General features: G+C 55.6%; 24 protein-coding genes and 1 other annotated feature (1 of these 25 running past the window's edge). Of the genes, 9 read left to right on the forward strand and 15 right to left on the reverse strand.

Annotated features, from left to right (window positions below):
- Nucleotides 1-101 (reverse strand) — a sequence feature (Thr leader region) (it extends 18 nt beyond the left edge of the window).
- Together thrL and BEI65_RS09685 are read right to left on the reverse strand one after the other, a co-directional pair.
- Complete coding sequence (thrL, locus tag BEI65_RS09680) at nucleotides 40-126, reverse strand: thr operon leader peptide (protein WP_071592991.1); 87 nt, start codon at nucleotides 124-126, stop codon at nucleotides 40-42. (Overlaps the previous feature by 62 nt.)
- Nucleotides 127-320: 194 nt before the next feature.
- Nucleotides 321-1,007 carry a tRNA/rRNA methyltransferase gene (locus tag BEI65_RS09685; protein ID WP_099063138.1) on the reverse strand — a complete coding sequence of 229 codons (687 nt, stop codon included), beginning with the start codon at nucleotides 1,005-1,007 and terminating at the stop codon, nucleotides 321-323.
- A 633-nt stretch (nucleotides 1,008-1,640) separates the two neighbouring features.
- Here BEI65_RS09685 and arcA point away from each other — a divergent pair.
- Complete coding sequence (gene arcA, locus BEI65_RS09690; RefSeq protein ID WP_064798650.1) at nucleotides 1,641-2,357, forward strand: two-component system response regulator ArcA; 717 nt, start codon at nucleotides 1,641-1,643, stop codon at nucleotides 2,355-2,357.
- Nucleotides 2,358-2,401: 44 nt separating this feature from the next.
- Here the strand turns inward: arcA and creA are convergent, their stop codons facing one another.
- Nucleotides 2,402-2,881: a protein CreA gene (creA, locus tag BEI65_RS09695; RefSeq protein WP_099063139.1), complete on the reverse strand. Its 480-nt coding sequence runs from the start codon at nucleotides 2,879-2,881 to the stop codon at nucleotides 2,402-2,404.
- 342 nt (nucleotides 2,882-3,223) lie between these two features.
- Between creA and robA the strand changes: the two genes are divergently transcribed.
- Nucleotides 3,224-4,093, forward strand: coding sequence for an MDR efflux pump AcrAB transcriptional activator RobA (robA, locus tag BEI65_RS09700; RefSeq protein WP_099063140.1), 870 nt, complete (start codon nucleotides 3,224-3,226; stop codon nucleotides 4,091-4,093).
- Here the strand turns inward: robA and gpmB are convergent.
- Nucleotides 4,090-4,737: a 2,3-diphosphoglycerate-dependent phosphoglycerate mutase GpmB gene (gene gpmB, locus BEI65_RS09705; RefSeq protein ID WP_099063141.1), complete on the reverse strand. Its 648-nt coding sequence runs from the start codon at nucleotides 4,735-4,737 to the stop codon at nucleotides 4,090-4,092. The two genes, robA and gpmB, sit on opposite strands and share 4 nt — an antisense overlap.
- Nucleotides 4,738-4,848: 111 nt before the next feature.
- Here gpmB and yjjX point away from each other — a divergent pair, with 111 nt between their 5' ends.
- The gene (gene yjjX, locus BEI65_RS09710) at nucleotides 4,849-5,388 is read left to right on the forward strand and encodes an inosine/xanthosine triphosphatase (protein ID WP_099063142.1); all 540 of its coding nucleotides are present in this window, start codon (nucleotides 4,849-4,851) and stop codon (nucleotides 5,386-5,388) included.
- 18 nt (nucleotides 5,389-5,406) lie between these two features.
- Here the strand turns inward: yjjX and trpR are convergent, their stop codons facing one another.
- Both trpR and sltY read right to left on the reverse strand, forming a co-directional pair.
- A complete protein-coding gene (trpR, locus tag BEI65_RS09715) occupies nucleotides 5,407-5,736 on the reverse strand; it encodes a trp operon repressor (RefSeq protein WP_012005129.1) in 330 nt (109 codons plus the stop codon).
- Between the two features lie 55 nt (nucleotides 5,737-5,791).
- The gene (gene sltY / locus BEI65_RS09720; protein ID WP_099063143.1) at nucleotides 5,792-7,720 is read right to left on the reverse strand and encodes a murein transglycosylase; all 1,929 of its coding nucleotides are present in this window, start codon (nucleotides 7,718-7,720) and stop codon (nucleotides 5,792-5,794) included.
- Between the two features lie 743 nt (nucleotides 7,721-8,463).
- Between sltY and BEI65_RS09725 the strand changes: the two genes are divergently transcribed.
- The 4 genes from BEI65_RS09725 to ettA all read left to right on the forward strand — a co-directional run bounded on the left by BEI65_RS09725 (nucleotide 8,464) and on the right by ettA (nucleotide 12,787).
- A complete protein-coding gene (locus tag BEI65_RS09725; protein ID WP_099063144.1) occupies nucleotides 8,464-9,078 on the forward strand; it encodes a YfiR family protein in 615 nt (204 codons plus the stop codon).
- On the forward strand, nucleotides 9,075-10,322 hold the full coding sequence (locus tag BEI65_RS09730) for a diguanylate cyclase domain-containing protein (RefSeq protein WP_099063145.1): 1,248 nt from the start codon (nucleotides 9,075-9,077) through the stop codon (nucleotides 10,320-10,322). Before BEI65_RS09725 ends, BEI65_RS09730 begins: the two co-directional genes overlap by 4 nt.
- Nucleotides 10,323-10,357: 35 nt before the next feature.
- Nucleotides 10,358-10,855: an OmpA family protein gene (locus BEI65_RS09735; RefSeq protein ID WP_099063146.1), complete on the forward strand. Its 498-nt coding sequence runs from the start codon at nucleotides 10,358-10,360 to the stop codon at nucleotides 10,853-10,855.
- A gap of 264 nt (nucleotides 10,856-11,119) precedes the next feature.
- Entirely contained in the window at nucleotides 11,120-12,787 is a 1,668-nt protein-coding gene (gene ettA / locus BEI65_RS09740; protein ID WP_099063147.1) for an energy-dependent translational throttle protein EttA, read from the forward strand.
- A 29-nt stretch (nucleotides 12,788-12,816) separates the two neighbouring features.
- Here ettA and BEI65_RS09745 read toward each other — a convergent pair whose 3' ends face one another.
- Entirely contained in the window at nucleotides 12,817-13,728 is a 912-nt protein-coding gene (locus BEI65_RS09745; protein WP_099063148.1) for a LysR family transcriptional regulator, read from the reverse strand.
- 98 nt (nucleotides 13,729-13,826) lie between these two features.
- Here BEI65_RS09745 and BEI65_RS09750 point away from each other — a divergent pair, with 98 nt between their 5' ends.
- Nucleotides 13,827-14,828: a zinc-binding alcohol dehydrogenase family protein gene (locus BEI65_RS09750; RefSeq protein ID WP_099063149.1), complete on the forward strand. Its 1,002-nt coding sequence runs from the start codon at nucleotides 13,827-13,829 to the stop codon at nucleotides 14,826-14,828.
- 39 nt (nucleotides 14,829-14,867) lie between these two features.
- Here BEI65_RS09750 and nadR read toward each other — a convergent pair whose 3' ends face one another.
- The 3 genes from nadR to serB all read right to left on the reverse strand — a co-directional run bounded on the left by nadR (nucleotide 14,868) and on the right by serB (nucleotide 18,692).
- The gene (gene nadR / locus BEI65_RS09755; RefSeq protein WP_085120142.1) at nucleotides 14,868-16,127 is read right to left on the reverse strand and encodes a multifunctional transcriptional regulator/nicotinamide-nucleotide adenylyltransferase/ribosylnicotinamide kinase NadR; all 1,260 of its coding nucleotides are present in this window, start codon (nucleotides 16,125-16,127) and stop codon (nucleotides 14,868-14,870) included.
- 56 nt (nucleotides 16,128-16,183) lie between these two features.
- The gene (gene radA / locus BEI65_RS09760) at nucleotides 16,184-17,569 is read right to left on the reverse strand and encodes a DNA repair protein RadA (protein ID WP_012005120.1); all 1,386 of its coding nucleotides are present in this window, start codon (nucleotides 17,567-17,569) and stop codon (nucleotides 16,184-16,186) included.
- A gap of 145 nt (nucleotides 17,570-17,714) precedes the next feature.
- Complete coding sequence (gene serB / locus BEI65_RS09765; RefSeq protein ID WP_085120140.1) at nucleotides 17,715-18,692, reverse strand: phosphoserine phosphatase; 978 nt, start codon at nucleotides 18,690-18,692, stop codon at nucleotides 17,715-17,717.
- A gap of 104 nt (nucleotides 18,693-18,796) precedes the next feature.
- On the opposite strand from serB, the gene BEI65_RS09770 reads away from it, so the two are divergent.
- A complete protein-coding gene (locus tag BEI65_RS09770; protein ID WP_099063150.1) occupies nucleotides 18,797-19,489 on the forward strand; it encodes a YtjB family periplasmic protein in 693 nt (230 codons plus the stop codon).
- Nucleotides 19,490-19,640: 151 nt separating this feature from the next.
- Here the strand turns inward: BEI65_RS09770 and deoD are convergent, their stop codons facing one another.
- From deoD to BEI65_RS09795, 5 genes are all read right to left on the reverse strand, one after another.
- Nucleotides 19,641-20,372 (reverse strand): purine-nucleoside phosphorylase, encoded by a 732-nt coding sequence (gene deoD, locus BEI65_RS09775; RefSeq protein ID WP_012005116.1) that lies wholly within the window; start codon nucleotides 20,370-20,372, stop codon nucleotides 19,641-19,643.
- Between the two features lie 175 nt (nucleotides 20,373-20,547).
- Entirely contained in the window at nucleotides 20,548-21,771 is a 1,224-nt protein-coding gene (gene deoB / locus BEI65_RS09780) for a phosphopentomutase (protein WP_099063151.1), read from the reverse strand.
- Nucleotides 21,772-21,930: 159 nt separating this feature from the next.
- Nucleotides 21,931-23,253 carry a thymidine phosphorylase gene (gene deoA / locus BEI65_RS09785; protein WP_099063152.1) on the reverse strand — a complete coding sequence of 441 codons (1,323 nt, stop codon included), beginning with the start codon at nucleotides 23,251-23,253 and terminating at the stop codon, nucleotides 21,931-21,933.
- Nucleotides 23,254-23,322: 69 nt separating this feature from the next.
- Complete coding sequence (deoC, locus tag BEI65_RS09790; protein WP_099063153.1) at nucleotides 23,323-24,102, reverse strand: deoxyribose-phosphate aldolase; 780 nt, start codon at nucleotides 24,100-24,102, stop codon at nucleotides 23,323-23,325.
- Between the two features lie 373 nt (nucleotides 24,103-24,475).
- Nucleotides 24,476-25,753 carry a NupC/NupG family nucleoside CNT transporter gene (locus BEI65_RS09795; RefSeq protein WP_099063154.1) on the reverse strand — a complete coding sequence of 426 codons (1,278 nt, stop codon included), beginning with the start codon at nucleotides 25,751-25,753 and terminating at the stop codon, nucleotides 24,476-24,478.
- Nucleotides 25,754-25,815 lie beyond the last annotated feature (62 nt).

Here is a 25,815-nt window from a genome sequence, read left to right on the forward strand (position 1 = left end):
GGTTAGGTGCGGGCTTTTTTCTTTTGTTTCCTGTACGCGTCAGCCCGCCCCGTTACCTGTGGTATCGGTGGTGGTAATAATTGTTGTGTTCAGGCTGATATTTCGCATTTTGTCTGTCTGTCTCATTAATTACTCTGTCCCCTCTATTGGTTAAAGCAATCACTATCCCAAGTCAAATTATTTCTTGTTTTTGCTTGTTTATCACCCAGCAGCGCAACTGGGCAATGCGATAGTCAAAAAGCCAAATGACAGAATAAAAAGACAGACAGGTAACAGTTTGATAGTGGATCACACTGCCTAACTAGCCCAGTTTGCGGGTATCACTTTGTCAGTTTTTTTTCGATGTCATGCAGCAAAGTATGCAACATCGCGGTATCGCGCTGCTGTAACGCGCCAAGCCGCTGATGCAACCAATCGCGTAATTTTTGATCGTCACTGACCTCCAGTGCCGTCAATAATCCCTCGGCTCGCTGACGCAACGCCTTGAGCTGGCCCTCATTGGCCGCCGGCTCCTGCGGTGCGCTAACATTCATCAGCTCCGACAATTGATAGCAATACACCATCACTGCCTGGCCGAGATTCAACGAAGGGTAATCCGCCTGCATCGGCACGCCGGTCAACAGATCCGCCAGTTCCAGCTCTTCATTGGTCAGGCCTGAATCTTCACGGCCAAACACCAACGCCGCCTGACCTACCCATTGGCTGCGCTCATTCAACTGACCCAGCAGTTGCTGCGGCGTACAGTAATAATGGAAACGTGCGCGGCTGCGGGCAGTGGTGGCAACGGTGAAATCCACGTCCGCCAGCGCCTGCTCAAGAGTGGCAAAAGTTTGCACGCCGTCGAGGATATCCCCCGCCCCATGAGCAACCCAGCGAGCCGCCGGTTGCAGGTGCGCTTCGCTGTCGACAATGCGCAACGAAGTGAAACCCATGGTTTTCATTGCCCGCGCCGCAGCGCCGACGTTTTCCGGCCGCGCCGGAGCCACTAAAACAATATGAAGCTGCATCAATACTCCACTGAATGAGGGATCGCGTATTTTTGACTGTTTGGGATAGTCTGCTTATATTTACATCTGTGCAACAATAATCCCGGAGAGCACGATAGACGGAGTTAAATGGGTTATTGACCTGATAAATTGCGCGTAATACATATTATTGCTACTTATGTTTTACTACGCTTATTAATCAAAGCGTTAAAAGAAGCCATTTATCAATAAGCCAATAATTCTACCTCATTAGGTGCCACAATGCTGAATCGAACACAGAATTTAGAGTTCTGTGACTTAAGCTGGCATTTCTGTAAGTGTTTTTCACAAAACTGTTAACGTGCTACAATTGAATTTGATATATGTCAACAAACCTTAGTTTTGTTGGGTGATGAATTCGGTGTGCACTGTTATATTGCTGTTAATACGGTTAGGATATGCACCGTTTTGGCACCTTTGGGGATGTAAGGAATAGCGCCCCAACCAAGCTAGCGATCTTGTTGACATGGGATGGAAAGTGCATCAAGAACGAGTTTACGTACTTTAGTCATTGGGTAGCAGGGAACGTGAGCGCTAATCTCTGCCCTCCGCTATGAAAACAAAGACTTCTGTACTTCCTATTTTCTATTTTGTTGGCAATTTTAGGTAGCATATATGCAGACCCCGCACATTCTGATTGTCGAAGACGAGCTAGTCACTCGTAACACCCTGAAGAGCATTTTCGAGGCGGAAGGCTACGTTGTTCATGAAGCCAATGATGGTGCAGAAATGCACAACATCCTGTCTGAAAATGATATCAATCTGGTTATCATGGACATCAATCTGCCAGGCAAAAATGGCCTGCTGTTGGCGCGTGAATTGCGCGAACAGGCCAGCGTTGCGCTGATGTTCCTGACCGGCCGTGATAACGAAGTTGATAAGATCCTCGGATTGGAAATCGGCGCTGATGATTACATCACCAAGCCATTCAATCCGCGTGAACTGACCATTCGCGCACGCAATCTGCTGTCACGCACCATGAACCTGGGCAGCGTCGGCGAAGAACGTCGTCTGGTTGAAAGCTACAAATTCAATGGTTGGGAGCTGGACATCAACAGCCGCTCACTGATCAGCCCAGCGGGTGAGCAGTATAAACTGCCACGCAGTGAATTCCGCGCCATGCTGCACTTCTGCGAAAATCCGGGCAAGATCCAATCCCGTGGCGATCTGCTGAAGAAGATGACTGGCCGCGAGCTGAAGCCACATGACCGCACCGTGGACGTGACCATCCGTCGCATCCGCAAGCACTTCGAATCGACACCGGACACGCCAGAAATCATCGCCACCATTCACGGTGAAGGTTACCGTTTCTGCGGTGATCTGGAAGAGTAAGTTTCCCGCGTTAAAATATTTGGGGTTCCGTCGAACCCCAAATCTTATTTTGCCTCACCCCAAGGGATGATCGGCACGGCGCTCAGCGCATTCTTCGGTGAACCATCCACCACACGATCTGAATAGCTCAGATAAATCAACGCATTGCGAGTTGCATCGTAGAAACGCACCACCTGCAGTTTCTTGAACACCAGCGACGTTCGTTTCTGGAACACCACGGTCCCTTCCGCCTTACCATTTTTGATTTTATCGTTCAGCGCAATCGGCCCGACCTGCTGGCAAGAAATGGCGGCATCCGCGGTATCTTCCGCTAATCCCAGCCCACCTTTGATGCCACCGGTTTTTGCCCGGCTGATATAACAAGTTACATTTTTAACATCAGGATCATCGAAGGCTTCCACCACAATTTTATGGTCCGGACCAAAGAGTTTGAATACCGTATCGACCGATCCAACCTGTTCTGCCTGCGCACTATTTACCGTTGCGCAAACTAAACCAAACAAAAATATCCATCCTTTTTTCATTCACTTAACTCCAATAGCCTGAATCCTGAAAATAGACGCAGGCAATCAATATTGTTTATGTTTTAGGTCACAGAATAGGGATCTTTCCAGTCCGCACCGATCTTTTTAGCACAGAGCGTGAAAAAAATCTTTGAGAGTCTCGGAGGAAAAAAATTGCTATTATGCGGCGTCGTTATATCTTTGCGCCCGTTTAGGTGTGCCCCTGTCCAACCCTTGCGCAACGCGCTGCAAGAGGCAAAGAGTGCTACGCAAAATGGCTCATGGATTGGTCTGATAGCGCAAGCACCAGCGTAATGAATAAACAGTTCGGGTCCCTACCCTAAAGCTCTACGAGGAAGATCTATGGATCAAGCCGGTATTATTCGTGATCTGCTTATCTGGCTGGAAAGCCATTTGGACCAGCCCCTGTCATTGGACAACGTGGCGGCCAAAGCGGGTTACTCTAAATGGCATTTACAACGGATGTTTAAAGATATTACCGGTAACGCCATCGGCGCTTATATCCGGGCAAGGAGATTATCCAAGGCTGCGGTGGCGCTGCGTTTAACCAGCCGACCAATTTTGGATATCGCCTTACAGTATCGCTTCGACTCGCAGCAGACATTTACACGCGCATTTAAGAAACAGTTTGCCCAAACGCCAGCGCTGTACCGCCGAGCCGAAGACTGGAGCGCATTCGGCATCTGTCCGCCGATCCGCCTGGGTGCCTTTACTCTGCCGCAGCCAGAATTTGTTACCTTGCCGGAACAGCAGTTGATTGGCCTGACGCAAAGCTATTCCTGTACGCTGGAGCAAATCTCTCACTGTCGTACCGAATTGCGTTCACAATTCTGGCGCCAGTATTTGGGCGAAGCTGAAACGCTACCGCCGGTACTGTACGGGCTGCACCATTCACGCCCGAGTCAGGAAAAAGACGACGAACAGGAAGTGCTATACACCACAGCGCTGGAGCCACATCACGTGCCGGCAAAGATCGTGGCCGGACAGCCACTGGTGCTGCAAGGTGGCGAGTACGCGATGTTCAGCTATGAAGGCCCGACCTCTGGCCTGCAAGACTTCATTCTGACCGTGTATGGCACCTGCCTGCCGGCGCTCAAACTCACGCGCCGTAAAGGGCACGATATTGAGCGCTTTTATCCCAAGGGTGACCGTCGGCCACCCCAACCGCCGACCGAGATCAACTGCGATTATTTGATCCCGATCCGCCGTTAACGCTGCAGTTCGTCCAGCGCGGGCGTGTCCAGATGCGTGACATCGCCCGCCGTTTCGACGATCCAGCCAGAAGCCAACCAGGGACTCTGCTGATGATCGACTCGCGACAATGAACAGTTGCGTAAACGCAGGCGGCGCTCGGCGTAGGCCGGTAACCCGAGCACGGTACTGATTAAACAGCCCAAAGCGATACCGTGGCTGACAATCAACGGTTTGCTGCCCTCAGGCAACATCAGGCAGCTTTCCAGTGCCTCGCGCATCCGGTCACCCAGCTCACTCATGGATTCACCTTGAGGGATCCGGCCGTCGGCAGTACCATCGACCATCTGCTTACGCCACTGTTCTTCCTGTGGCGTCAGGCTGTCGATCAGGCGTTCTTCCAGCACCCCCATATGCAACTCACGCAAACGTGGATCGGTTATCACCTCGCAGCCGCAAGCCTCTGCGATGATTTGCGCGGTGCGTCGGGTACGCCCCAGATCGCTGGTAATCACGTGCGTGATGCCTTGTTTGCTGACGCGCTGGGCAACCAGACGAGCCTGATGTTCACCGTTAGCGGTCAACGGGCTGTCGGACTGTCCCTGGATACGGCGAGCCGCATTCCATTCCGTTTCGCCGTGGCGAACGAGGTATACCTGTAACATTTTGCTTTTCCGTTATACTGCGTGAAACCTGAGTTTATCGTCGTCAGATGCCGCTTGCGCAAGCGTCTGACGTAGTGAATAGGCTCTTAGCTTAAGGATGCCAAACCCGTTATGTATCATGTTGTCGCTGCAACTACCAACCCAGCAAAGATCAAGGCTATTCAATTGGCCTTTGATGACACCTTTGGCACGGGCCAATGCCGTATTGAATCGGTCGACGTCGCCAGCGGTGTCTCACTGCAACCCATAGGTAATCACGAAACCCGCACCGGCGCACGTCAGCGCGTAATGGAAGCACGGCAGGTACGCCCGGAGGCCGACTTTTGGGTCGGCATAGAAGCAGGAATCGAAGAGAATATGACTTTCGCCTGGATGACGGTGGAAAACCCGCATACCCGTGGCGAATCGCGCTCAGCCAGTCTGATGCTACCGGAGACAATTTTACAGGGAATTCGCGCCGGCCGCGAATTGGGGAGTGAGATGGCGATCATCACCGGCAATGCCGAAGTGAAACGCCAGGGTGGCGCTATCGGTATCTTTACCGATGGGCGATTGAGCCGCACCAGCGTTTACCATCAGGCTCTGCTGTTGGCGCTGGTGCCTTTCCACAACCCGATCTACCAGAACCATAACAACGCAGCACAGAAATAACCTTTGCCGGGCGCGGCGCTACTGTGCATCGCCCAGCAACTGCTGTTCCAGCCACTGTTTCAGCGCTGGCGTCGCCGCCTTCAGGCTGTTCGAACCGCGAGTGATGGTGGCAATTCCCGCCCCCAGTTCGTTTTTCAGCTCACGCTGGCTCATTTCACCGCGCATCAGCTCCTGAATAATCCGTACCCGCGTACCTAAAGCCGTGCGTTCGTCCGGCGTCAACAGCAGTTGCATCAGTGGTTGGTGCAAATCCTGGGCAAACGAATTCTGCAGCAGCGCAACAAAGCGCAGCCAATCCTCATTACCTTGTTCTGAAAGAGCCGGGTCGTTAAGCGATAATTGCGTCATGGCAAGCCACCATACTATTTAACTAGTACAGCAGCATACCATAGCGACGTCAAAATCAATAACGCCTCTGCCACTCGGCATCGGTCAGCACTTTGGCCGGCCGGTGCATGAGATAGCGATAAAATGCGTCGTAAGCCAACACGTTCTTCACGTAGGAACGGGTTTCCGAGAACGGAATGCTTTCGACAAACGCCACCGCGTCAACCCGCCCTTCACTGTTACCCAGCCAGGTATTCACCCGCGATGGACCGGCATTGTAAGCCGCCGATGACAGGATACGGTTGCGACCAAACTGCTGGTATACGTACTCCAGATAGCTGGTACCGATGGTAATATTGACGCGCGGATCAAGCAGTTGGCTTGGGCTTGAGTAACCGGGAATATTGTACATCTGCACGGTATGCTGCGCGGTACGTGGCATCACCTGCATCAGGCCGCTGGCCCCGACCGGTGACTGCGCTTTCGGGTTCCAGGCGCTCTCCTGACGGGCAATGGCCATGGCATAGCTTGGCGTTATCCCCTTATCATCGGTCGCGGCACGGAATTCTTGCGGCCAGGCCACCGGGAAGCGTTCTTCAAGGTGATCCCACATTTTGCCGACGATGGTCGCCTGCACGCTGAGATCGGCCCATTTTTGCTCAAAAGCGTAACGCGCCAGCGCTTCCTGTTCCGGACGGCTGCGGCTGGCCACGAACGAAGTCCATTCACTGCGCGCCAGATTATCCATGTTCCAGTACATCAGTTCGCGCACCCTGGCGATTTCCGGTCCGTCCACCAGCGAAGCGCGGGGCTTCGCCGCCACTGCCACCATCACCGGATAAGGCGTATTCAGTTTCTGCGCCGCTACCATCGGATAGAAGCCACGTTCGCTCATCAGCCGACGCAGGATCTCTTCCCCTTCGCTACGTTTGCCTTCATCCAGTAAAATGCTCGCACGCCAGTAGCGCCATTCATCTTTATTACGTGATTCCGTAGGCAGACGCGCCAGCCAGGTTGCCACCCCCTGACGATCGCTGGCGCCCAGCGCCATACGCACGCGACGCTCCAGCAGTGCCGGTGACTGACTACGCAAGATCACCTTGTCGCGCCACTGGGTCTGTTCAAAGGTCGCGTCGCTGCCCATCAGACGCCATGCCACTGCCTCTTCCAGCCCCAGCCGTTCGCTGTCGCTCATTTTCTGCAGGCGGGCAAGAGTTGGGATCATCGCGCGGGCATTTTCCGCATCCTGACGCGCCAGACGCTCGAAAGCGATGCCGGTTGCCGCACGGGTAAAGTCAGTCGGGCCCACGCTGCGGGCAAAGGACTCGACCGTCGCAGGATCGTTTTGCAGGCGCACCAGGGCATCGCCCATGGTCTGATAATCTGACGGCAACTGACGGTAGAGGCTGTTCACCAGGCCACTGTTACCCTCTTTCAACGCCAGTTTCATGCGTTCCAAAATAGCCGATGGCGTTTGTTTACCAGCCCCCTGCCACACGTTGAACAACTTGTCACAGGCCCCCGGCAACGATTTACCGCTCATCCAGATGTCGTCGACGCCGCTCCAGGCCGCAGGCTTATCGCCGGTGGCCCATTTGGCATAGTAATAATTACAGCGTGCCGCGATAGGTTTCGGCGGCTGCGGGCTGAAGGTCAACAGGGTACGCCAGTCTTCACGTCGCGCCAGTTCATTCACAAAACGCGGAGCCAGTGACTTGGCCGGCGGCAGCGTCGTATGCTGCTTGATAAAGTCATTTACCTCAGAGAATCCGGCCTGGCTGAGATCTTGCGTCAGCTCACGGTATTCCAGATAAGGGTAAAGCGGGTAATCACGCAGCGTCGGCATCAGTTGCGCCACCACGTCCATCTGTTTACTGTCCCACGCCTGCTTAATCTGCAGGTAACGCTGACGCTGAGCGTCCAGCGAGTCCGCCAATGCGGCGCTTGAAAATGCCGTCAGGCACAGGCCCACAGCTAAAAACCGCCACTTGTCTACCTTGACCATACTGACTCTTTCCTCGCTAATGCTGATGGTGTTGCCAGAGCCGGTTCACCCCGTTGCCGCGCTACGCCAGCAGCCAACGGATCGGTAAACCCGGCTCTCCGAGTATTTCACGCCCTGTCGTGGGATAACGACTATCCGGCACGCCAGAACAAAAGAGGGGGCGCTGAGCAACCCGCTCAGCCATCTACCATAGACAGCGGGATCGCTTATCCATTCACTACTGTAGAAGAAGTTTATCGTCACGATGGGCCTCAGGTAAAAAAGGTTTACCCTCGCTGACAAATTAATTAAAGCTGGCGACAATTTTGCCGTATTAATCATTTCACTCCGGCGTTAACACTAACCGGCCGGATCCTCAATTATTAATCCCCGCTGCCAATATAAAATGAAGCCATTTGAAATTATTAGCCGTCGCAGGATTTCGCCATCAAAACGATAAGCAGAAACGTTGCGCAAACCGCCGGAATCCAGGCCTGCCGCACTAACTTTGCAGAAAACGCCTGGCAAACCCTGAGGGACGTTTTTATACTATTAAAAAAAGCTAGGATAATTCCGAGAAAACGGCACATAAAGCGCGCAACAGGGATATCTTATAATACAATCCGCGCCAATTATGGGTTAGATAGTGTTCACCAGGCAGTGCGATTGACAGTTTTCAGCAAGACAATTATCCCTTCAACCGGGTCAGGCTTCTCATTGTTATGTTGCCGCAACAGCACTGCGGACGTGGGCAGGAATGGCAGATGAAGATGGCAAAGTATGCCGCGTTGTTAGCGACCTGCGCAAAAAGCTCCCTCAGGAGCTTCATTTGCGCACGTCTGGACTGCAGCCGTCTGTTGTCGCTGGTTCTGCTCGCCCTGTTGGCATTTCCCGGTTTGGCACGTCCCGAGACTGGCGACCCACATAAAAGTCGCACCCACGCCGTCACTACCGTGGTAGTCGGCATTATCAGCTATGCCCGCTGGCCCAGTGAACCCAACCCCATCCGACTTTGCGTGACTGCGCCGACACAATATGCCGAAGGCCTGTTCGATCCCATCTTGCTGAGCGCCCCCAGGCCAATAAAAGCCGAGCGTATCGCTTTCGACAGCCCGTTGCTGAGCACCGGCTGTGACGTGATTTATTTGGGCAATATCAATGCCGGCCAGAAACAGAATTTTATGCAACGCATTAACGGCCACTCCATTCTCAGCATCAGCGAGAATGATGATGAATGCTCCGCCGGCAACGCGTTTTGCCTGCAGTTCGAAGGTGACACGGCCAGCTTTAAAGTGAACCTTGACGCACTGGCACGCAGCGGCGTGCGCGTTCACCCCAACGTGCTGCAACTGGCACGCAAACAGGTCCCCCCACTATGAAGTGGTTGCGCAAGAACCGATCGGGTCAGTCGCGACCTACGCTGGGGCGGGTGCTGCAACGGGTGCACCTTGGACTGGCGCTGATTGCCGTCGGCACCGCCGGAATTTTCCTGACGCTGGTCGCGTTGTTTGCGCTGCGCGCCTATGCCGACCATAACCTGCATCTGATTGCGCGCTCCATCAGCTACACCGTCGAAGCTGCCGTGGTATTTGAAGACCGCACTGCCGCACGTGAGGCACTGGTATTAATCGCCTCCAAAGAAGAAGTATCAGAGGCAAGAATTCTGAACAACAGCGGCAAAGTGCTCGCCAGTTGGCGTCATCCCAAAGATGGCCCGCTGCACGGTATGGAAGAAATCGTGGCCCACTGGGCGCTGCCCGAGCCGGTGATCCTGCCGATTACTCACGAAGGCAAAGAGGTCGGCAAAGTATGGCTGCTCGGCCACGGCGGCAGCCTGTTGCGTTTTCTGTTGCGCGGTATGGTCGGCATGATCGCCTGTCTGGTGCTCAGTACCCTGTGTGCGCTGGTGCTTTCCCGCCGCATGCTGCTGGGGATTGTCCGTTCGCTGGATGACATCGCCAATGTCGCACATGCGGTACGCCGCGATCGCGCCTTTGGCCTGCGGGTGCCATCAGCGCCGATTGCCGAACTGCATGAGCTGAGCGTCGACTTTAATGGCCTGCTCGATGAGCTGGAAGCCTGGCAGGCACACCTGAAACAGGAAAATGATTCACTGACTCACCGGGCAACGCACGACAGCCTGACCGGCTTGCCGAACCGCGCCTTCTTTGAAGGGCGACTGAGCCGTGCGTTGGGGGACATTAAACCGACCGAAAAGCTGGCGGTGCTGTTTATCGACGGTGACCGCTTCAAGGAGGTCAATGACAGCTACGGTCACGCCGCAGGCGACATGGTGCTGACCACCATTGCCGGGCGCATTCGCGCACAGCTGCGTGAAAGCGACCTGGTGGCACGTTTAGGAGGTGATGAGTTCGCCGTATTATTGGCTCCGGTCCACACTACGGAAGATGTCCTGCAGATTGCCGATAACATTATCGACTGCATGACCCAACCGGTCATTTTGCCGAACGACGAGGCGGTGATTTCCTCTCTGAGTATCGGTATTGCCCTTTACCCTGAGCATGCGGTAACGCCTCAAGGGCTCTTGCACGAAGCTGACGATGCAATGTACCAGGCAAAGCATCGTTATAACGGAGGCTGGCGGCTGGCAATACAGAAATAAAGCCCCGGCTAAAAAATAAAACTAGGGATTTGATTATGATACAGCAAACACTAAAAAACCGTTTCTCACTGCTGGCGATGATGTTTATCGCCCTGCTGGCGCTCGCCGGCTGCCAGAGCAAACCGCAGGGCCTGACGCCTGAGCAGATTGCCCTGTTGCAGTCACAAGGGTTCAAGCTGACGGACAACGGCTGGGAATTTGGCCTGTCCGACAAGGTGCTGTTTGGCAATAACGTCGGCAAACTGAACCCGGAAAGCACCGATACGGTACAAAAAATGGGTCGCGCGCTGATGAGCGTCGGCATCACCCAATTCCGTCTGGACGGTCATACGGATAATTACGGTGAAGACAGCTATAACGATCAGCTTTCGCTGCGCCGCGCCAATGCGGTGGCCGATCTGCTGGCCAGCGTCGGCATTCCTCGTTCCAACATCGAAACCCGCGGCATGGGTAAACGCGATCCGGTGGCCGATAACCGCACCTCCAGCGGCCGTGCGGAAAACCGCCGCGTCGCTATTGTTGTCACCCCTTAAGCGACCAATATGCGCCATCACGGGCGCATAAAGGGTTATACCCGTCATCTTTCAAGCCGCAGCGTTGTTACCTGCACTAGCTCACCCCAGTTACTTACTCAAGTAAGCGCCTGGGGATGAGCGAGCTGGCCGCCTAGCTGCAACTTGAAAGCTATAGGGTTATACTTAGCGATCGCTGTGTGATGTCTGGGATCCGCTTTCGAAACGGGCTACACTCCGCAGCCAGACATCCTATAAAAACTGATATAGAGAGGCAGAGGCACCGTGGCTCAATACGTCTATACCATGCATCGCGTCGGCAAAGTGGTTCCGCCGAAGCGTCACATCCTGAAAAACATCTCGCTGAGCTTCTTCCCGGGCGCCAAAATTGGCGTGCTGGGTCTGAACGGCTCAGGTAAATCCACTCTGTTGCGCATCATGGCCGGCATCGATACCGATATCGAAGGTGAAGCCCGCCCGCAGCAAGGGATTAAAATCGGTTACCTGCCACAGGAACCGCAGTTGAACCTGGAACACAGCGTTCGTGAGTCAGTCGAAGAAGCGCTGGCGGAAGTGGTCGGCGCGCTGAAACGTCTTGATGAGGTGTACGCGCTGTACGCTGAAGAAGGCGCCGACTTCGACAAGCTGGCCGCTGAACAGGGCCGCCTGGAAGAGATCATTCAGGCCCACGATGGTCACAACCTGAACACCCAGCTTGAGCGTGCCGCCGATGCGTTGCGCCTGCCGGAATGGGACGCGAAAATCGCCAACCTCTCCGGTGGTGAGCGTCGCCGCGTAGCGCTATGCCGCCTGCTGCTGGAAAAGCCGGACATGCTGCTGCTCGACGAACCGACCAACCACCTGGATGCTGAATCCGTGGCCTGGCTGGAACGCTTCCTGCACGACTTCGAAGGCACCGTGGTGGCCATTACCCACGACCGTTACTTCCTCGACAACGTGGCCGGCTGGATCCTGGAGCTGGACCGTGGCGAAGGCATTCCATGGGAAGGTAACTACTCTTCCTGGCTGGAGCAGAAAGACGCTCGTCTGGCGCAGGAAGCCTCTTCCGAAGCCGCACGTCGCAAATCCATCGAGAAAGAGCTGGAGTGGGTTCGCCAGGGCGCTAAAGGCCGTCAGTCTAAAGGCAAGGCCCGTTTGGCCCGCTTTGAAGAGCTGAACAGCACTGATTACCAGAAGCGTAACGAGACCAACGAACTCTTTATCCCACCTGGCGCACGCCTGGGTGATAAGGTTCTAGAAATCAGTAACCTGCGCAAGTCCTACGGCGACCGTTTACTGATTGACGATCTCACCTTTGCGGTACCGAAAGGCGCGATTGTCGGCATTATCGGCCCGAACGGCGCGGGTAAATCCACGCTGTTCCGCATGATGTCCGGTCAGGAACAGCCTGATTCCGGCAGCATCGTGCTGGGTGACACCGTCAAGCTGGCCTCGGTCGATCAGTTCCGCGACAGCATGGATAACTCCAAAACCGTGTGGGAAGAAGTCTCAGGCGGTCAGGACATCATGCGTGTCGGCAACACCGAAATGCCAAGCCGCGCCTACGTCGGCCGCTTTAACTTCAAGGGTGTCGATCAGGGCAAACGCGTCGGCGAGTTGTCCGGGGGTGAACGTGGTCGTCTGCATCTGGCCAAGCTGCTGCAGGTTGGCGGCAACGTACTGCTGCTCGATGAACCGACCAACGACCTGGATATTGAAACCCTGCGCGCGCTGGAAAACGCCCTGCTGGAGTTCCCTGGCTGCGCGATGGTTATCTCGCACGATCGTTGGTTCCTTGACCGCATCGCCACCCACATTCTGGATTACCAGGATGAAGGCAAAGTGGAGTTCTTCGAAGGTAACTTCACCGAATACGAAGAGTACAAGAAACGGACGCTGGGTGCCGAAGCGCTTGAGCCACACCGTATCAAGTACAAGAGAATCACCAAGTAACCCGAAAGGCGCCGCATGCGGCGCCTTTTTTATTCCCGCGCCAGCTCGCGGGCATAGTCGTCAAATACCGGGTGCTGCAATACCACATCGATAAAACAGGCCAGCGCCGGTGAATTCAACTTGCGGCTCGGATAGACCAAATACAGTTCATTGCCTTCCGCCTGCCAGTCCGGCAACACCTCAACCAATTGCCTCTGTGCCACCACCTCACGGCTGAGAAAAGCCGGCAGCAAGGTAATGCCCGCACCGGCAATCGCACATTCACGCGCGTACAACAGATTATCGGTGATATGCCGCATCGGCAGTTGCCAACGAAAATAGTCGTCACCCCTGCGCAGGCTCCAGACCGGCCAGGAGCGGTGTGCAATACAACGGTGCTGCTGCAACTGCTGCGGATCGACAATCGGTGGGGACTCTGCCAAATAAGCCGGTGAAGCCAGCAAATAACGCGGCGCATGCCCCAAGCGACGGCCAATCAGTGAAGAGTCCTGTGGCTTGCCGGTGCGCAACGCCGCATCGAACCCTTCCTGCACCATGTCCACCATCGCATCAGACACCGACACCTCCAGTGAGACGTCCGGGTATTGGCGCTGGAAATCCGCCGCCAGCCGCGCCAGCAACGTCGCCCCCAGTCCGGCAGGCGTCGAGATGCGCAACCGCCCGCTGGGGTTATCACGCAGCCGTTGCAGCGCCAGATCGGCCCGTTCGGCGGCGGACAGCATCTCCTGGCAGTGCTCCAGATAACGCTCGCCGGCAAAGGTCAGATTGAGCTGACGGGTAGTACGGTTCAGCAACCGCAGGCCCAGCGTCTGTTCCAACTGGCTGATGCGTTGGCTAACGCTGGACTTCGGCAAAGCGGCACGTTTGGCGGCGGCGGTAAAACTGCCACACTCGGCCACCAGCGCAAACAACGCCATATCCTGTAGCTGCTTAAACCTCATTGTTCACCTCAAACGAACACTTAGTTAGTTATTGTCCATCTTATCACTCCCCTCCAACAGGTCTACACTGGGGCTATACATTCGAAAGGAGCAAAGTCATGCCGATTAAAGCCATTGCCGTAGACCCGAAAAACCCCGCCGGTTTCATTGAAATCAGCCCGGAAAAAACCACCCCAGGCCAGTACGATTTACTGGTGGAAGTCAAAGCGGTGTCGGTCAACCCGGTGGACACCAAGGTTCACGCCGGTCTGCAAAAAAGCGGCCTGCAGCAGCCACGTATTCTCGGTTGGGATGCCAGCGGCGTAGTGGTAGAAGTGGGCAGCAGCGTCAGCGGTTTCAAGCCCGGCGATGAAGTCTGGTATGCCGGTGACATCACCCGCCCAGGCAGCAACACCACCCATCAGTTGATTGATTCGCGCATTACCGCCCATAAGCCACGCAGCCTGAACTGGGCCGAGTCCGCGGCGATGCCATTGACCGCCCTGACCGCCTGGGAAGCGCTGTTCGAACACCTGAAAATTCAGGACGCTGCGCCTGGCAAAACCCTGTTGATTATCGGCGGTGCCGGTGGCGTAGGTTCGTTGGCAATCCCATTTGCTGCCCAGCGCAGCCAGGTAAAGGTAATTGCGACTGCATCACGCCCCGAATCAGCGGCCTGGTGTCGGGAGCGCGGTGCCGATCTGGTGGTCGACTACCACGATTTGAAAGCTAATCTGGCGCAGCAGGGTATTGAGAGCGTGGATTATATTCTTTGCCTGAACGATACCGACGGTCACTGGCAAGCCATTTCCGATCTGATCGCGCCAATGGGCCATATCTGCACCATCGTAGAAAACGCCCAGCCGTTGGACCAAAATGCATTGAAGTTGAAAAGTGCCGCGCTGCACTGGGAATTGATGTTTACTCGCAGCATGTTCACCACGCCGGACATCGCCCAACAGGGTGAGATCCTCAAGCAAGTGGCGCAACTACTGGATGAAGGAAAACTGAGCACCACCCTGAGCGAAACCTTGCAAGGGCTGACGGTAGAGACCCTGACCGCCGCGCATAAAAAACTGCTCGACGGGCATATGCAGGGCAAACTGGTGATTGTTTACTGATGACAGTTGGGGCGCAGCACTGAACTGCGCCCCAATGGCTTATACCGCTGCAACACCGACCAGCCGACTGGCATCAGCTGCCAGCAACTGCTTGACCAGCTCGACGCAGCGCAGGAAGCGTTCGTCGTAGTCGCTGGACTCCACGTGTACGTACTCGATGTTATTGGCACGCAGCATCTCTTCCAACAAATGCTGGAACACCTTGCGATCCTTGGGATTCCCCAGACTGCGCAGGCCATCCGCCACCCAGGGGGTGTTATTTTCCAGCAGGATCACCAGATCAAACCGATACTCGTCGATCAGCGCCTGCACAAAGGGGTGTTCGCGCCCTTCGTACTTTTTGCAAAACGCCTGAGTGGTGACAAAGTCGGTGTCGATAAATGCCACTTTGTTGGCGTACTTCACCGCAAAGTCGACGTACTGCGCCTGCCCGAGGGCGATTTTGTCGTAGTCGGAATACTGGAGCGCCATCTCATCCCCGCCGAGGTGCGAGAACACATAGTCGCGGCCATACTCCCAGGCACTGGTGGTGTTAAAGATGTTTGCCAGCTTGTTCACCAGGGTCGATTTACCGCTCGACTCCCCGCCGAGGATCGCCACGGTACGCACAAAGAACGGCTTCACTTCGGTCGGAATATAATCCCAATAGCGGAACGGATCCTGACGGATCTGGCGGCCGCTAATATTCATAAATGAACGTTCGGGATCGATCAGGACGGTTTCAATCGCCAGATGTTCACGGTAACGCGGGGCGTCCTGCGCTTCGCTGGAATAGATGAAACTCGGCACTATGGCTTTCTGTTCCAGGAAGGCCTTCACCCCATCGCTCCAGACGTTCCAACCGTGCGGATAGGGTTCAATGCCCTGCTCGTCGAACGAATGAATATGGATGTTTTTCTGGTATTTGAAGGTTTGCAGCAGCCAGCGCAGACGATCGCTGACCGTCGGCTGTTGCGACATCGAACTGTTCTCGAACAGCTCTCTGTCACGCGGTTCGTCGTAACACAGGATCACGTGCAGCTCATCCACCTGGCTACAGGCGCGCTGGATCAGATAGATGTGGCCGGTGTGCAGGGGGTAAAATTTACCAAACACCACGCCGACCTTTTTCTCACGCCGTGGAAATTCCAGGCCAAGATAGCGGTGCAGCGCCTCCAGTTTCTGGGCGCTCGGACTTTTGATTTTGTCGTTTAGCAGCTGGCTGAGGTAGCCTTTGGTCATGCCACTGGCATCCGCCACCTGCTGCAGAGTGCAGCTCTTCTGCTTAATTGACGCCTTCAGGTAATCGAATTGCCGCATAGCCCCTCCGTTTAATATGCTAAACAAAATAGCATAATCTGCACACCGCATGGCAATTAATAAAACTGCTCCAGGACATCCAGCGCGTCTGCCAATTTCTTCACACCGAACACCTGCATATTGGCCGGTGGTTTTTTCGGTACGTTGGCATGCGGCACGATGGCTCGCTTGAAACCGTGTTTCGCCGCTTCGGAAATACGCTCCTGACCGCTGGGCACCGGGCGGATCTCCCCCGCCAGCCCCACTTCGCCAAACACCACCAAATCGTTTGGCAGCGGGCGATCGCGCAGGCTGGACACCAGTGACATCAATAGTGCCAGATCGGCGCTGGTTTCACTGACTTTCACCCCGCCAACCACGTTGACGAACACGTCCTGATCGGACATCTGCAGCCCGCCGTGACGGTGCAGCACCGCCAGCAGGATCGCCAACCGGTTTTGTTCCAGGCCAACGGCCACCCGGCGCGGGTTGGACATCATCGAATGATCCACCAGCGCCTGGATCTCCACCAGCAACGGCCGCGTGCCTTCCCAGACCACCATCACCGAACTGCCGGAGGTCACTTCATCGCCACGGCTGAGGAAGATGGCCGACGGGTTGCTGACCTCGCGCAGGCCCTGCTCAGTCATGGCGAAAACGCCCAATTCATTCACCGCACCAAAGCGGTTTTTGTGGCTGCGCAGGGTACGAAAACGCGAATCGGCGTCGCCGTCCAGCAGCACCGAGCAGTCGATACAGTGTTCCAAAACTTTCGGCCCGGCCAGCGAGCCGTCTTTGGTGACGTGTCCCACCATCACAATCGCTACGCCGCGCGTCTTGGCGAAGCGTGTCAGATAGGCGGCGGTTTCACGCACCTGCGCCACGCTGCCCGGCGAAGACTGAATATCCGCCATGTGCATCACCTGGATGGAGTCGATCACCATCAGTTTCGGCTGCTCCTGCTCGGCAATCAGGCAGATCTGCTCGATACTGGTTTCCGACAGCATATTCAGGCCACCGGTTGGCAAACCGAGGCGGTGGGCGCGCATCGCCACCTGTTGCAGTGATTCCTCACCGGTGACGTACAGGGTTTTCATCTGCTCGGACAGCTTGCACAGCACCTGCAGCAACAGCGTACTCTTGCCGGCGCCAGGGTTACCACCGATCAGGATCGCACTGCCCGGCACCACCCCACCGCCCAGCACCCGGTCAAACTCAAGGAAACCGGTGGAGAAACGCGGCAGCTCGTCCAGACTGATGTCCGACAGCTTTTGCACCTTGCTGATACCGGCATCACCGGCGTAGCCGCTAAGACGCTCATTGCGAGAGGAGGAAGACACCGCAGCCAGGCGCACTTCTGTAATGCTGTTCCAGGCGTGGCAAGCGCTGCACTGCCCCTGCCAGCGCGGATAATCGGCCCCGCACTCATTACATACAAACGCCCGTTTTGCTGCTTTTGCCACGTATTACCTCAATCTTTTGTTTATACCCTAAATAATTGGAGCTGCATCAAGGCGGCAAGTTTGTGAGTCCCCAGGAGCTTACTTAGGTAAGTGACTGGGGTGAGCAAATGCAGCCAACACAGAGACAGCTTCAAGTATGAAGGGTTTAGCGAACTTCGTGTTTCAGGCTGCCGGTCAGTACACACAGCACGCCAATCAGGTCAGCATGACGAATCGACACCTGCGCCTTCTCATAGACTTTCGGTTTGGCGTGATAGGCAATGCCCAACCCGGCAACCTGCATCATTTTCAAATCGTTGGCACCGTCGCCGATGGCCACGGTTTGCTGCGGCGGAATACCCAGCTTTTCCGCCAGAGCAACCAGCGTATCGGCCTTGAACTGTGCGTCGACTATTGACCCCAGCACTTCACCGGTCAGTTTGCCGTCGCGGATTTCCAGTTCGTTGGCCGCCACCGCCACCAGCTTCAATTTGTCACGCAGGTACTCGGCATAATAGGTGAAACCGCCGGACGCGATCGCCACGTGCCAGTCCATCGCCTGCAGCTTGCGCACCAGGTTGATCAACCCAGGCATCAGCGGCAACTCATCGCGCACCTGCTTGAGGATATTGGCATCGGCACCTTTCAGCGTGCCGACGCGCTGGCGCAGGCTGGCGGTAAAGTCCAGTTCGCCGCGCATCGCACGTTCAGTGACTTCAGACACCTGTTCACCGACGCCCGCCAGTTTGGCGATCTCGTCGATGCATTCAATCTCAATCGCGGTAGAGTCCATATCCATCACCAGCAGCCCGGGGGTGCGCAGATGGGGGATCTTGCCGAGCGGTGCTACATCCAGCCCGCCCTCTGCCGCCAACAGCTTGGCACGCGCCGTCAGGGTGCCTGCCAGACGCACCACCTGATAATCTTCGACGCACCAGGCAGTAACAATCACCATCGCCGCACCCAGCTTGCGCTGGAAATCGGTAATGCGCGTTTTGTTCAGTTCTCTGCCATATAATAGCCAACCGGTATGACCCGCCCGATAATCCAGCGGCATCACTTCGTCACCGCTCAGCGAAAGGGGAAGACCCGGCCATTGAGAGATCTCTGCCGGGAGATCGCAATAGGTCAGACTATTCGACATCCTTAACTCCTGAAAAAACACTGCATGATAAAACGACGCATCAAGCTATCCTATCGCCATTGCTTCTGGCAACATAAAGTCTCGAAGATGCCCAAGGAACCTGCATGGCTCGCGCTAAACTGAAATTTCGCCTGCACCGCACCGCTATTATCCTGATTTGCCTGGCTTTGCTGGTGCTGCTGATGCAGGGTGCGTCCTATTTTAGCCTGAGTCATCAACTGGCGCGATCCGAACAGGTGGAAGAACTGGCGCAAACGCTGACCAAACAGGTGGCCTCCAGCCTGGCACCGCTAATGGACGACGACAGCGACGTCGATAACCAGCGCATCGACGCCATCCTCAAACAGCTCACCGCGGGCAGTCGCATTCTGGACGCCAGCGTCTATCAGCTTGACGGCACGTTAGTTTCCCATGCCGGTGAACAGATAAGTATACGCGATCGTTTGTCGCTCGACGGTAAACGCGCAGGCAGCTACTTCAATCATCAGCTGGTCGAGTCCATTCAGGGCAAAGACGGCCCAATCGGCTTTATCCGCATCACGCTGGACACCCACGTGCTGGCGACCGAATCCAAACAGGTGGACAACACCACCAACCTGCTGCGCCTGATGATCCTGCTGGCTCTGGCCATAGGTATTATTCTGGCGCGCACGCTACTGCAACACCGCCGCAGCCGCTGGCAACAATCACCGTATCTGCTGACCGCCAATACGCCATTGGAAGAAGGTAACACGGTAGAAAATGACGATGATGACGATCGACCGCAAGAGAACAAAGAAGAAGAGAAGAAAATCTGATGATCACATGCTGATGAATGAATATTGAATAGATTGAATATCATTCAACTGGCTGAATCAAAAATAAAAACTGGCTTTTATTTTGCTGAAATGAATAGATTAGTGAATAGATAGGTACAGGGGCGCAGCAAGCTGCTGCGCCCGCTGGATATTACTCTTTGTCGCCCAACAGCACGGATTCCAGCGCGATAACGATCATTTCGTTAAAGGTGGTTTGACGCTCTGCTGCGGTGGTCGCTTCGTGACGCAGAATGTGGTCAGAAACGGTACAAATGGTCAGTGCCTTACAGCCAAACTCTTCGTACAGCTCTGCCGCCACGCCGTAGATACCGGCCGCTTCCATTTCCACACCCAGAATGCCGTACTTCTTCATTACCTGGAACATGTCTGGATCTGGCGTGTAGAACAGGTCAGCGGAGAAGATGTTGCCTACACGCGCCGGGATACCCTGCGCTGCCGCTGCGTCTACCGCGTTACGCACCATGTCAAAGTCGGCGATAGCCGCATAGTCATGGTCCTTGAAACGCATGCGGTTCACTTTGGAATCGGTGCAAGCACCCATACCGATCACCACGTCACGCAGTTTGACATCGTCACGCACCGCGCCACAGGAGCCCACGCGGATGATTTTCTTCACGCCGAATTCGGCAATCAGTTCACGCGCATAAATGGAGCAGGACGGGATACCCATACCGTGGCCCATTACGGAGATTTTGCGGCCTTTGTAAGTCCCGGTGAAGCCCAGCATGCCACGCACGTTGTTCACTTCCACCGCGCCTTCCAGGAAAGTTTCCGCGATGTATTTTGCACGCAGCGGATCGCCCGGCATCAGTACTACGTCAGCGAAATCACCCATTTCAGCATTAATATGCGGCGTAGCCATAATTGTCTTCCTTTAGAAATCGTATTTAAGTATTTAATAAAAACGCCAAACATCTAAGCCATTGGATTTCGAGTTGCAGCTAGGCAGCTAGCGAGTGAATCCCCAGGAGCTTACTTGAGTAAGTGACTGGGGTTTGCTCGCGAAGCTAACAACGCTGCAGCTTGAAAGACGGGGCTTAGAACATCGATTTGCCGTAATCCATCGGCGACACACCAAAGTAACTGGCGATCGTCTGGCCGATGTCGGCGAAAGTTTCACGATGGCCCAGCGAGCCCGGTTTCACTTTCGGGCCGTAAACCAATACCGGGATGTGTTCGCGGGTGTGGTCGGTACCCGGCCAGGTTGGGTCACAGCCGTGGTCAGCGGTGAAGATAATGATGTCTTCATCTTTAACCAGTTTCAGCAGTTCCGGCAGGCGGCGGTCGAACAGCTCCAGTGCGGCAGCATAGCCTGCCACGTCACGGCGGTGACCGTAAGAGGAGTCAAAATCAACGAAGTTGGTGAACACAATAGTGTTGTCGCCGGCTTTTTCCATTTCGATCAGGGTGGCGTCGAAGAGCGCGTCGATACCGGTAGCCTTGACCTTTTTGGTGATACCCACGTTGGCGTAGATGTCGGCGATTTTACCGATCGACACCACTTCACCGCCCTTCTCGTCCACCAGCTTTTTCAGCACGGTTGGCGCCGGTGGCTCTACAGCCAGGTCGTGACGGTTGCCGGTACGCTGGAAGTTGCCCGGCTTGTCGCCCAGGAATGGACGCGCGATCACGCGACCAATGTTATAACCGCCTTCGGTCAACTCTTCGCGGGCGATTTCACACAGCTCATACAGGCGTTCCAGGCCGAAGGTCTCTTCGTGACAGGCGATCTGGAATACCGAGTCGGCAGAGGTATAGAAAATCGGTTTGCCGGTTTTCATGTGCTCTTCGCCCAACTGGTCGAGGATCACCGTCCCGGAAGAGTGGCAGTTGCCGAGGTAACCCGGCAGGTTGGCGCGCTCAACCAGTTTGTCCAGCAGTTCCTGCGGGAAGCTGTTATGTTCGTCGCTGAAGTAGCCCCAGTCGAACAGGACCGGCACACCGGCAATTTCCCAGTGGCCTGACGGCGTATCTTTACCGGAAGAAAGTTCGCTGGCGTGAGCATAGGCACCAATGATGTCCGCATCGCGATCCAGCCCTTGCGGGAAGGTACCGGTGGACTCTTCCGCCGCTTTGCCCAGGCCCAGACGGCTCAGGTTAGGCAGAGTCAACGGGCCCTGACGGCCAACGTTGGCTTCACCGCGCGCGCAAACCTCGGCAATGTGCCCCAGCGTATCGGAACCCTGATCGCCAAATTTTTCGGCATCTTCGCTTGCGCCAATACCGAATGAGTCTAATACCATAATGAATGTACGTTTCATGCTTATCTCCTGTATACCCGTCGCCTTTCAAGCCGCAGCGTTGTTAGCTTCACGTGTAAACCCCAGTCACTTACTTAAGTAAGCTCCTGGGATTTACACGCTAGCCGCCTAGCTGCAACTTGAAATTCATAGGGTATATCAATGTTGTAAGGACACAGCCTATTCTGTGATGCGCTTATAGACCACTGGCGTCACTTCCGGCGCTTTGTCACTCAGCACCATTGCACTGCGTACCGCTTCGGCCGCCTGCTGCCAGCTTTCTTCGTCGTTGGCGTGGATCACCGCCAGCGGTTGCTGGGTATCCACTTTGTCACCCAGGCGCGCCATGCCGGTCAGGCCGACGCTGTAATCGATATTATCGGTCGCGCGACGACGACCACCGCCCAGCGATACCACCGCCATGCCCAGCGCACGGGTATCCATGGCGCTGATGATACCCTGTTTTTCGGCGTAAACCGGTTTGCTCAGGGTTGCGGCAGGCAGGTAGCTGTCATAGCGCTCGACGAAATCGGTCGGGCCCTGTTGCGCCGCCACCATGCGACCAAACACTTCCGCCGCTTTACCATTGTCCAGCACCGCCTGCAGTTTGGCACGCGCATCGGCGTCATCTTTCGCCAGGCCGCCGGAAAGCAGCATTTCCACGCACAGTGCCATCGTTACTTCCAGCAGGCGCGGGTTACGGTATTCGCCAGTCAGGAAACGTACCGCTTCGCGAACTTCGACCGCGTTACCGGCGCTGGAAGCCAGCACCTGGTTCATGTCCGTCAGCAGCGCGGTGGTTTTGCAGCCTGCGCCGTTCGCCACACCAACAATCGCCTGCGCCAGATCGGCCGACAACGCGTAGGTTGGCATAAAGGCACCGGAACCGACTTTAACGTCCATCACCAAGGCATCCAGCCCTTCTGCCAGCTTCTTCGCCAGAATAGAGGCGGTGATCAGCGGGATAGAATCCACGGTGGCGGTGATATCGCGGGTAGCGTAGAAACGCTTGTCAGCCGGGGCCAGCGAACTGGTCTGGCCGATAATCGCCACGCCCACGTCCTGAATAATCTTACGGAAGGCATTGTCGTCCGGGAAAATATTAAAGCCCGGGATCGCCTCCAGCTTGTCCAGCGTACCGCCGGTATGCCCCAGGCCACGGCCGGAAATCATCGGCACATAGCCACCGCAAGCCGCCACCATCGGGCCGAGCATCAGCGAAGTCACATCGCCCACGCCGCCGGTAGAATGTTTGTCGACCAGCGGTCCGTTCAGTGACAGGCTTTTCCAGTCCAGCACGGTACCGGAATCACGCATCGCCATGGTGAGCGCCACGCGCTCCGGCATGGTCATATCGTGGAAATAAATGGTCATCGCTAATGCCGCGATCTGACCTTCGGAAACCACATTGTCACGGATCCCATTGATGAAAAAGCGGATTTCCGCTTCGCTCAACGGCTGACCGTCACGTTTTTTACGAATAATTTCTTGTGCCAGGAACAAGGCGTCCCCCTGTTTTAGCTAATGTAGAGTACGGGCAGGCACCATTTCGCGCCTTACCGACGGAATAGATCAGTAACCGTTGCCGGACGTCTCGGCACTGTGGCCCAGCGTCGCCAACAGGCTGGCTAACAGACTGGAAGCCCCGAAGCGGAAATGACGTGCATCGGCCCAGCCCTCACCCAGAATACGATCGGCAAGTTGCAGGTAATGCAGTGCATCTTCTGCCGTACGCACACCGCCGGCCGGCTTAAAGCCCACCGTTTTGGCGACGCCCAGATCGCGGATCACCGACATCATCAGCTCGGCGCTTTCCAGCGTCGCGTTGACCGGCACTTTACCGGTTGAGGTCTTGATAAAGTCCGCGCCGGCCTTGATGGCAATTTCCGACGCCTTGCGGATCAGATTGGCCTGCTTCAGCTCACCGCTTTCGATGATCACTTTCAGCAGCACGTTGGCGGCCAGGCAGGCCTGCTTGCACTGTTTTACCAGTTCAAAACCGACCTGCTCATTACCGGCGATCAGCGCGCGGTAAGGGAATACCACGTCCACTTCATCGGCACCGTAAGCGATAGCTGCACGCGTTTCCGCCAGCGCAATCTCAATATCATCGTTGCCATGCGGGAAGTTGGTGACGGTCGCAATGCGGATGTCTGGCGTCCCCTGCTCACGCAGGGCCTTGCGCGCCGCCGGGATAAAGCGCGGATAAATGCAGATGGCCGCGGTATGGCCGGCCGGGCTGTTCGCCTGACGACACAGCGCGATCACTTTCTCATCGGTGTCATCATCGTTCAGCGTGGTTAAATCCATTAGGGTCAGCGCACGTTGCGCTGCTGCGGTTAATTCGGTCATAAAACTCTCCAACTGAGTACCTGGGTGTTGGCGAGCGGACTTGGTTCCTTGAAGATAGCGCTGGGGAACGGGTTCCCTCATCGGCAACTGAGATCCTTCTCACCGCACATGACGCTGCGCCTTGCGCAGGGTCAGTAATAGCTATTTGAACACGATCGCCTGAGGCAATTCGCACTCGCAGTCACACTATATGAAATAACACTGTAACAGACCGGAATTATATGTGAAGAGCATCACAAAATAACGCGATATCGTTCACAAATTCGCTAAAGAAACGGGCAAAGACAGCGGGCACAGCATTCTGTGCCCGTGTTAGAAGTATAGGCGGTGTCCTGCAATAGAGCCTGTTGCCCTCTACAGGACAGCCTCAGGCTTACAGCGCCAGGAAGAACCCGGCGATGGTCGCGCTCATCAGGTTGGAGAGCGTGCCCGCCGCTACGGCTTTCAGACCGAAGCGTGCGATGTCGTGACGACGGTTCGGTGCCATGCTGCCCAGGCCGCCGAGCAGGATCGCCACCGATGACAGGTTGGCAAAGCCGCACAGGGCAAAGGAGATGATCGCCTTGGTATGCGCCGACAACACCTGCAACCCGTCTGCCGCAACCACGTCATCCGGACGCAGATAGGCACCGAAGTTCATGTAGGCAACAAATTCATTCACGATAATTTTCTGGCCGATAAACGAACCGGCGGTCATCGCTTCATGCCAAGGCACCCCGATCAGGAAGGCTATCGGTGAGAATACCCAGCCGAGTATCAATTCCAGTGACAGTTGCGGGAAGTCGAACCAGCCGCCGATACCCCCGAGGATACCGTTCAACAGGGCGATCAATGCGATAAACGCCAGCAACATCGCGCCCACGTTCAACGCCAACTGCATACCGGAAGCCGCGCCTGAAGCCGCCGCATCGATCACGTTAGCCGGGCGATCTTCTTCCGCGATCAGCTTCGTCGCATCGTCTTTATCGTGGGTTTTTTCAGTTTCCGGCACCATCAGCTTGGCAAACAGCAAGCCACCCGGCGCAGCCATGAATGAAGCGGCAATCAGGTATTCCAGCGGTACGCCCATCTGGGCATAGCCCGCCAGCACCGAACCGGCCACCGAGGCCAGGCCGCCACACATAACGGTGAACAGTTCAGACTGGGTCATGGTAGCGATATACGGACGCACCACCAGTGGGGCTTCGGTCTGGCCCACGAAGATATTGGCGGTAGCCGACAGGGATTCAGTACGCGAGGTGCCCAACAGCTTTTGCACACCGCCGCCCAGCACGCGGATCACCAGTTGCATGATGCCGAGGTAATAAAGCACGGCAATCAATGAGGAGAAGAACACGATCACCGGCAGGACGCGCAGCGCAAAAACGAAGCCGCCGCCGCCGAAAACTTCAAACATCTTGTCGGATACCAGACCGCCGAAGATAAATGAAATCCCCTGATTACCGTAGGCGATCACGTTCGCCACACCGGCCGACATGCCACCGAGAATGCTGCGGCCAACCGGGACATACAGCACCAGCGCGCCGATGGCTACCTGAAGAACGAATGCCCAGCCAACGGTGCGAAACCTGATCGCACGGCGGTTGCTGGAAAGCAGCACGGCAATGGCGATCAGCGCCGCCATGCCGACCAGGCTCATGATGAGTTGCATGCAAAGTATCCCTGTTGCGAAAAAGAAATGCAGCCCTATCCGGTTGTGCCGCGAGGGTTGCT

The organism is Serratia sp. BW106 (genome assembly GCF_002607755.1).
GTDB lineage: Bacteria > Pseudomonadota > Gammaproteobacteria > Enterobacterales > Enterobacteriaceae > Serratia > Serratia proteamaculans.

Excerpts from the sequence above, each read along its gene's own strand:
- nadR (WP_085120142.1), bottom strand. The coding sequence starts at position 16,127 with ATGCGGCAATTCGATTACCTGAAGGCGTCAATTAAGCAGAAGAGCTGC.
- creA (WP_099063139.1), bottom strand. The coding sequence starts at position 2,881 with ATGAAAAAAGGATGGATATTTTTGTTTGGTTTAGTTTGCGCAACGGTA.
- deoB (WP_099063151.1), bottom strand. The coding sequence starts at position 21,771 with ATGAAACGTACATTCATTATGGTATTAGACTCATTCGGTATTGGCGCA.
- arcA (WP_064798650.1), top strand. The coding sequence starts at position 1,641 with ATGCAGACCCCGCACATTCTGATTGTCGAAGACGAGCTAGTCACTCGT.
- serB (WP_085120140.1), bottom strand. The coding sequence starts at position 18,692 with ATGTCGAATAGTCTGACCTATTGCGATCTCCCGGCAGAGATCTCTCAA.
- robA (WP_099063140.1), top strand. The coding sequence starts at position 3,224 with ATGGATCAAGCCGGTATTATTCGTGATCTGCTTATCTGGCTGGAAAGC.
- trpR (WP_012005129.1), bottom strand. The coding sequence starts at position 5,736 with ATGACGCAATTATCGCTTAACGACCCGGCTCTTTCAGAACAAGGTAAT.
- BEI65_RS09735 (WP_099063146.1), top strand. The coding sequence starts at position 10,358 with ATGATACAGCAAACACTAAAAAACCGTTTCTCACTGCTGGCGATGATG.
- BEI65_RS09745 (WP_099063148.1), bottom strand. The coding sequence starts at position 13,728 with ATGAGGTTTAAGCAGCTACAGGATATGGCGTTGTTTGCGCTGGTGGCC.
- BEI65_RS09795 (WP_099063154.1), bottom strand. The coding sequence starts at position 25,753 with ATGCAACTCATCATGAGCCTGGTCGGCATGGCGGCGCTGATCGCCATT.
- thrL (WP_071592991.1), bottom strand. The coding sequence starts at position 126 with ATGAGACAGACAGACAAAATGCGAAATATCAGCCTGAACACAACAATT.
- BEI65_RS09725 (WP_099063144.1), top strand. The coding sequence starts at position 8,464 with ATGAAGATGGCAAAGTATGCCGCGTTGTTAGCGACCTGCGCAAAAAGC.
- yjjX (WP_099063142.1), top strand. The coding sequence starts at position 4,849 with ATGTATCATGTTGTCGCTGCAACTACCAACCCAGCAAAGATCAAGGCT.
- sltY (WP_099063143.1), bottom strand. The coding sequence starts at position 7,720 with ATGGTCAAGGTAGACAAGTGGCGGTTTTTAGCTGTGGGCCTGTGCCTG.
- BEI65_RS09685 (WP_099063138.1), bottom strand. The coding sequence starts at position 1,007 with ATGCAGCTTCATATTGTTTTAGTGGCTCCGGCGCGGCCGGAAAACGTC.
- BEI65_RS09730 (WP_099063145.1), top strand. The coding sequence starts at position 9,075 with ATGAAGTGGTTGCGCAAGAACCGATCGGGTCAGTCGCGACCTACGCTG.
- BEI65_RS09750 (WP_099063149.1), top strand. The coding sequence starts at position 13,827 with ATGCCGATTAAAGCCATTGCCGTAGACCCGAAAAACCCCGCCGGTTTC.
- deoD (WP_012005116.1), bottom strand. The coding sequence starts at position 20,372 with ATGGCTACGCCGCATATTAATGCTGAAATGGGTGATTTCGCTGACGTA.
- gpmB (WP_099063141.1), bottom strand. The coding sequence starts at position 4,737 with ATGTTACAGGTATACCTCGTTCGCCACGGCGAAACGGAATGGAATGCG.
- BEI65_RS09770 (WP_099063150.1), top strand. The coding sequence starts at position 18,797 with ATGGCTCGCGCTAAACTGAAATTTCGCCTGCACCGCACCGCTATTATC.
- deoC (WP_099063153.1), bottom strand. The coding sequence starts at position 24,102 with ATGACCGAATTAACCGCAGCAGCGCAACGTGCGCTGACCCTAATGGAT.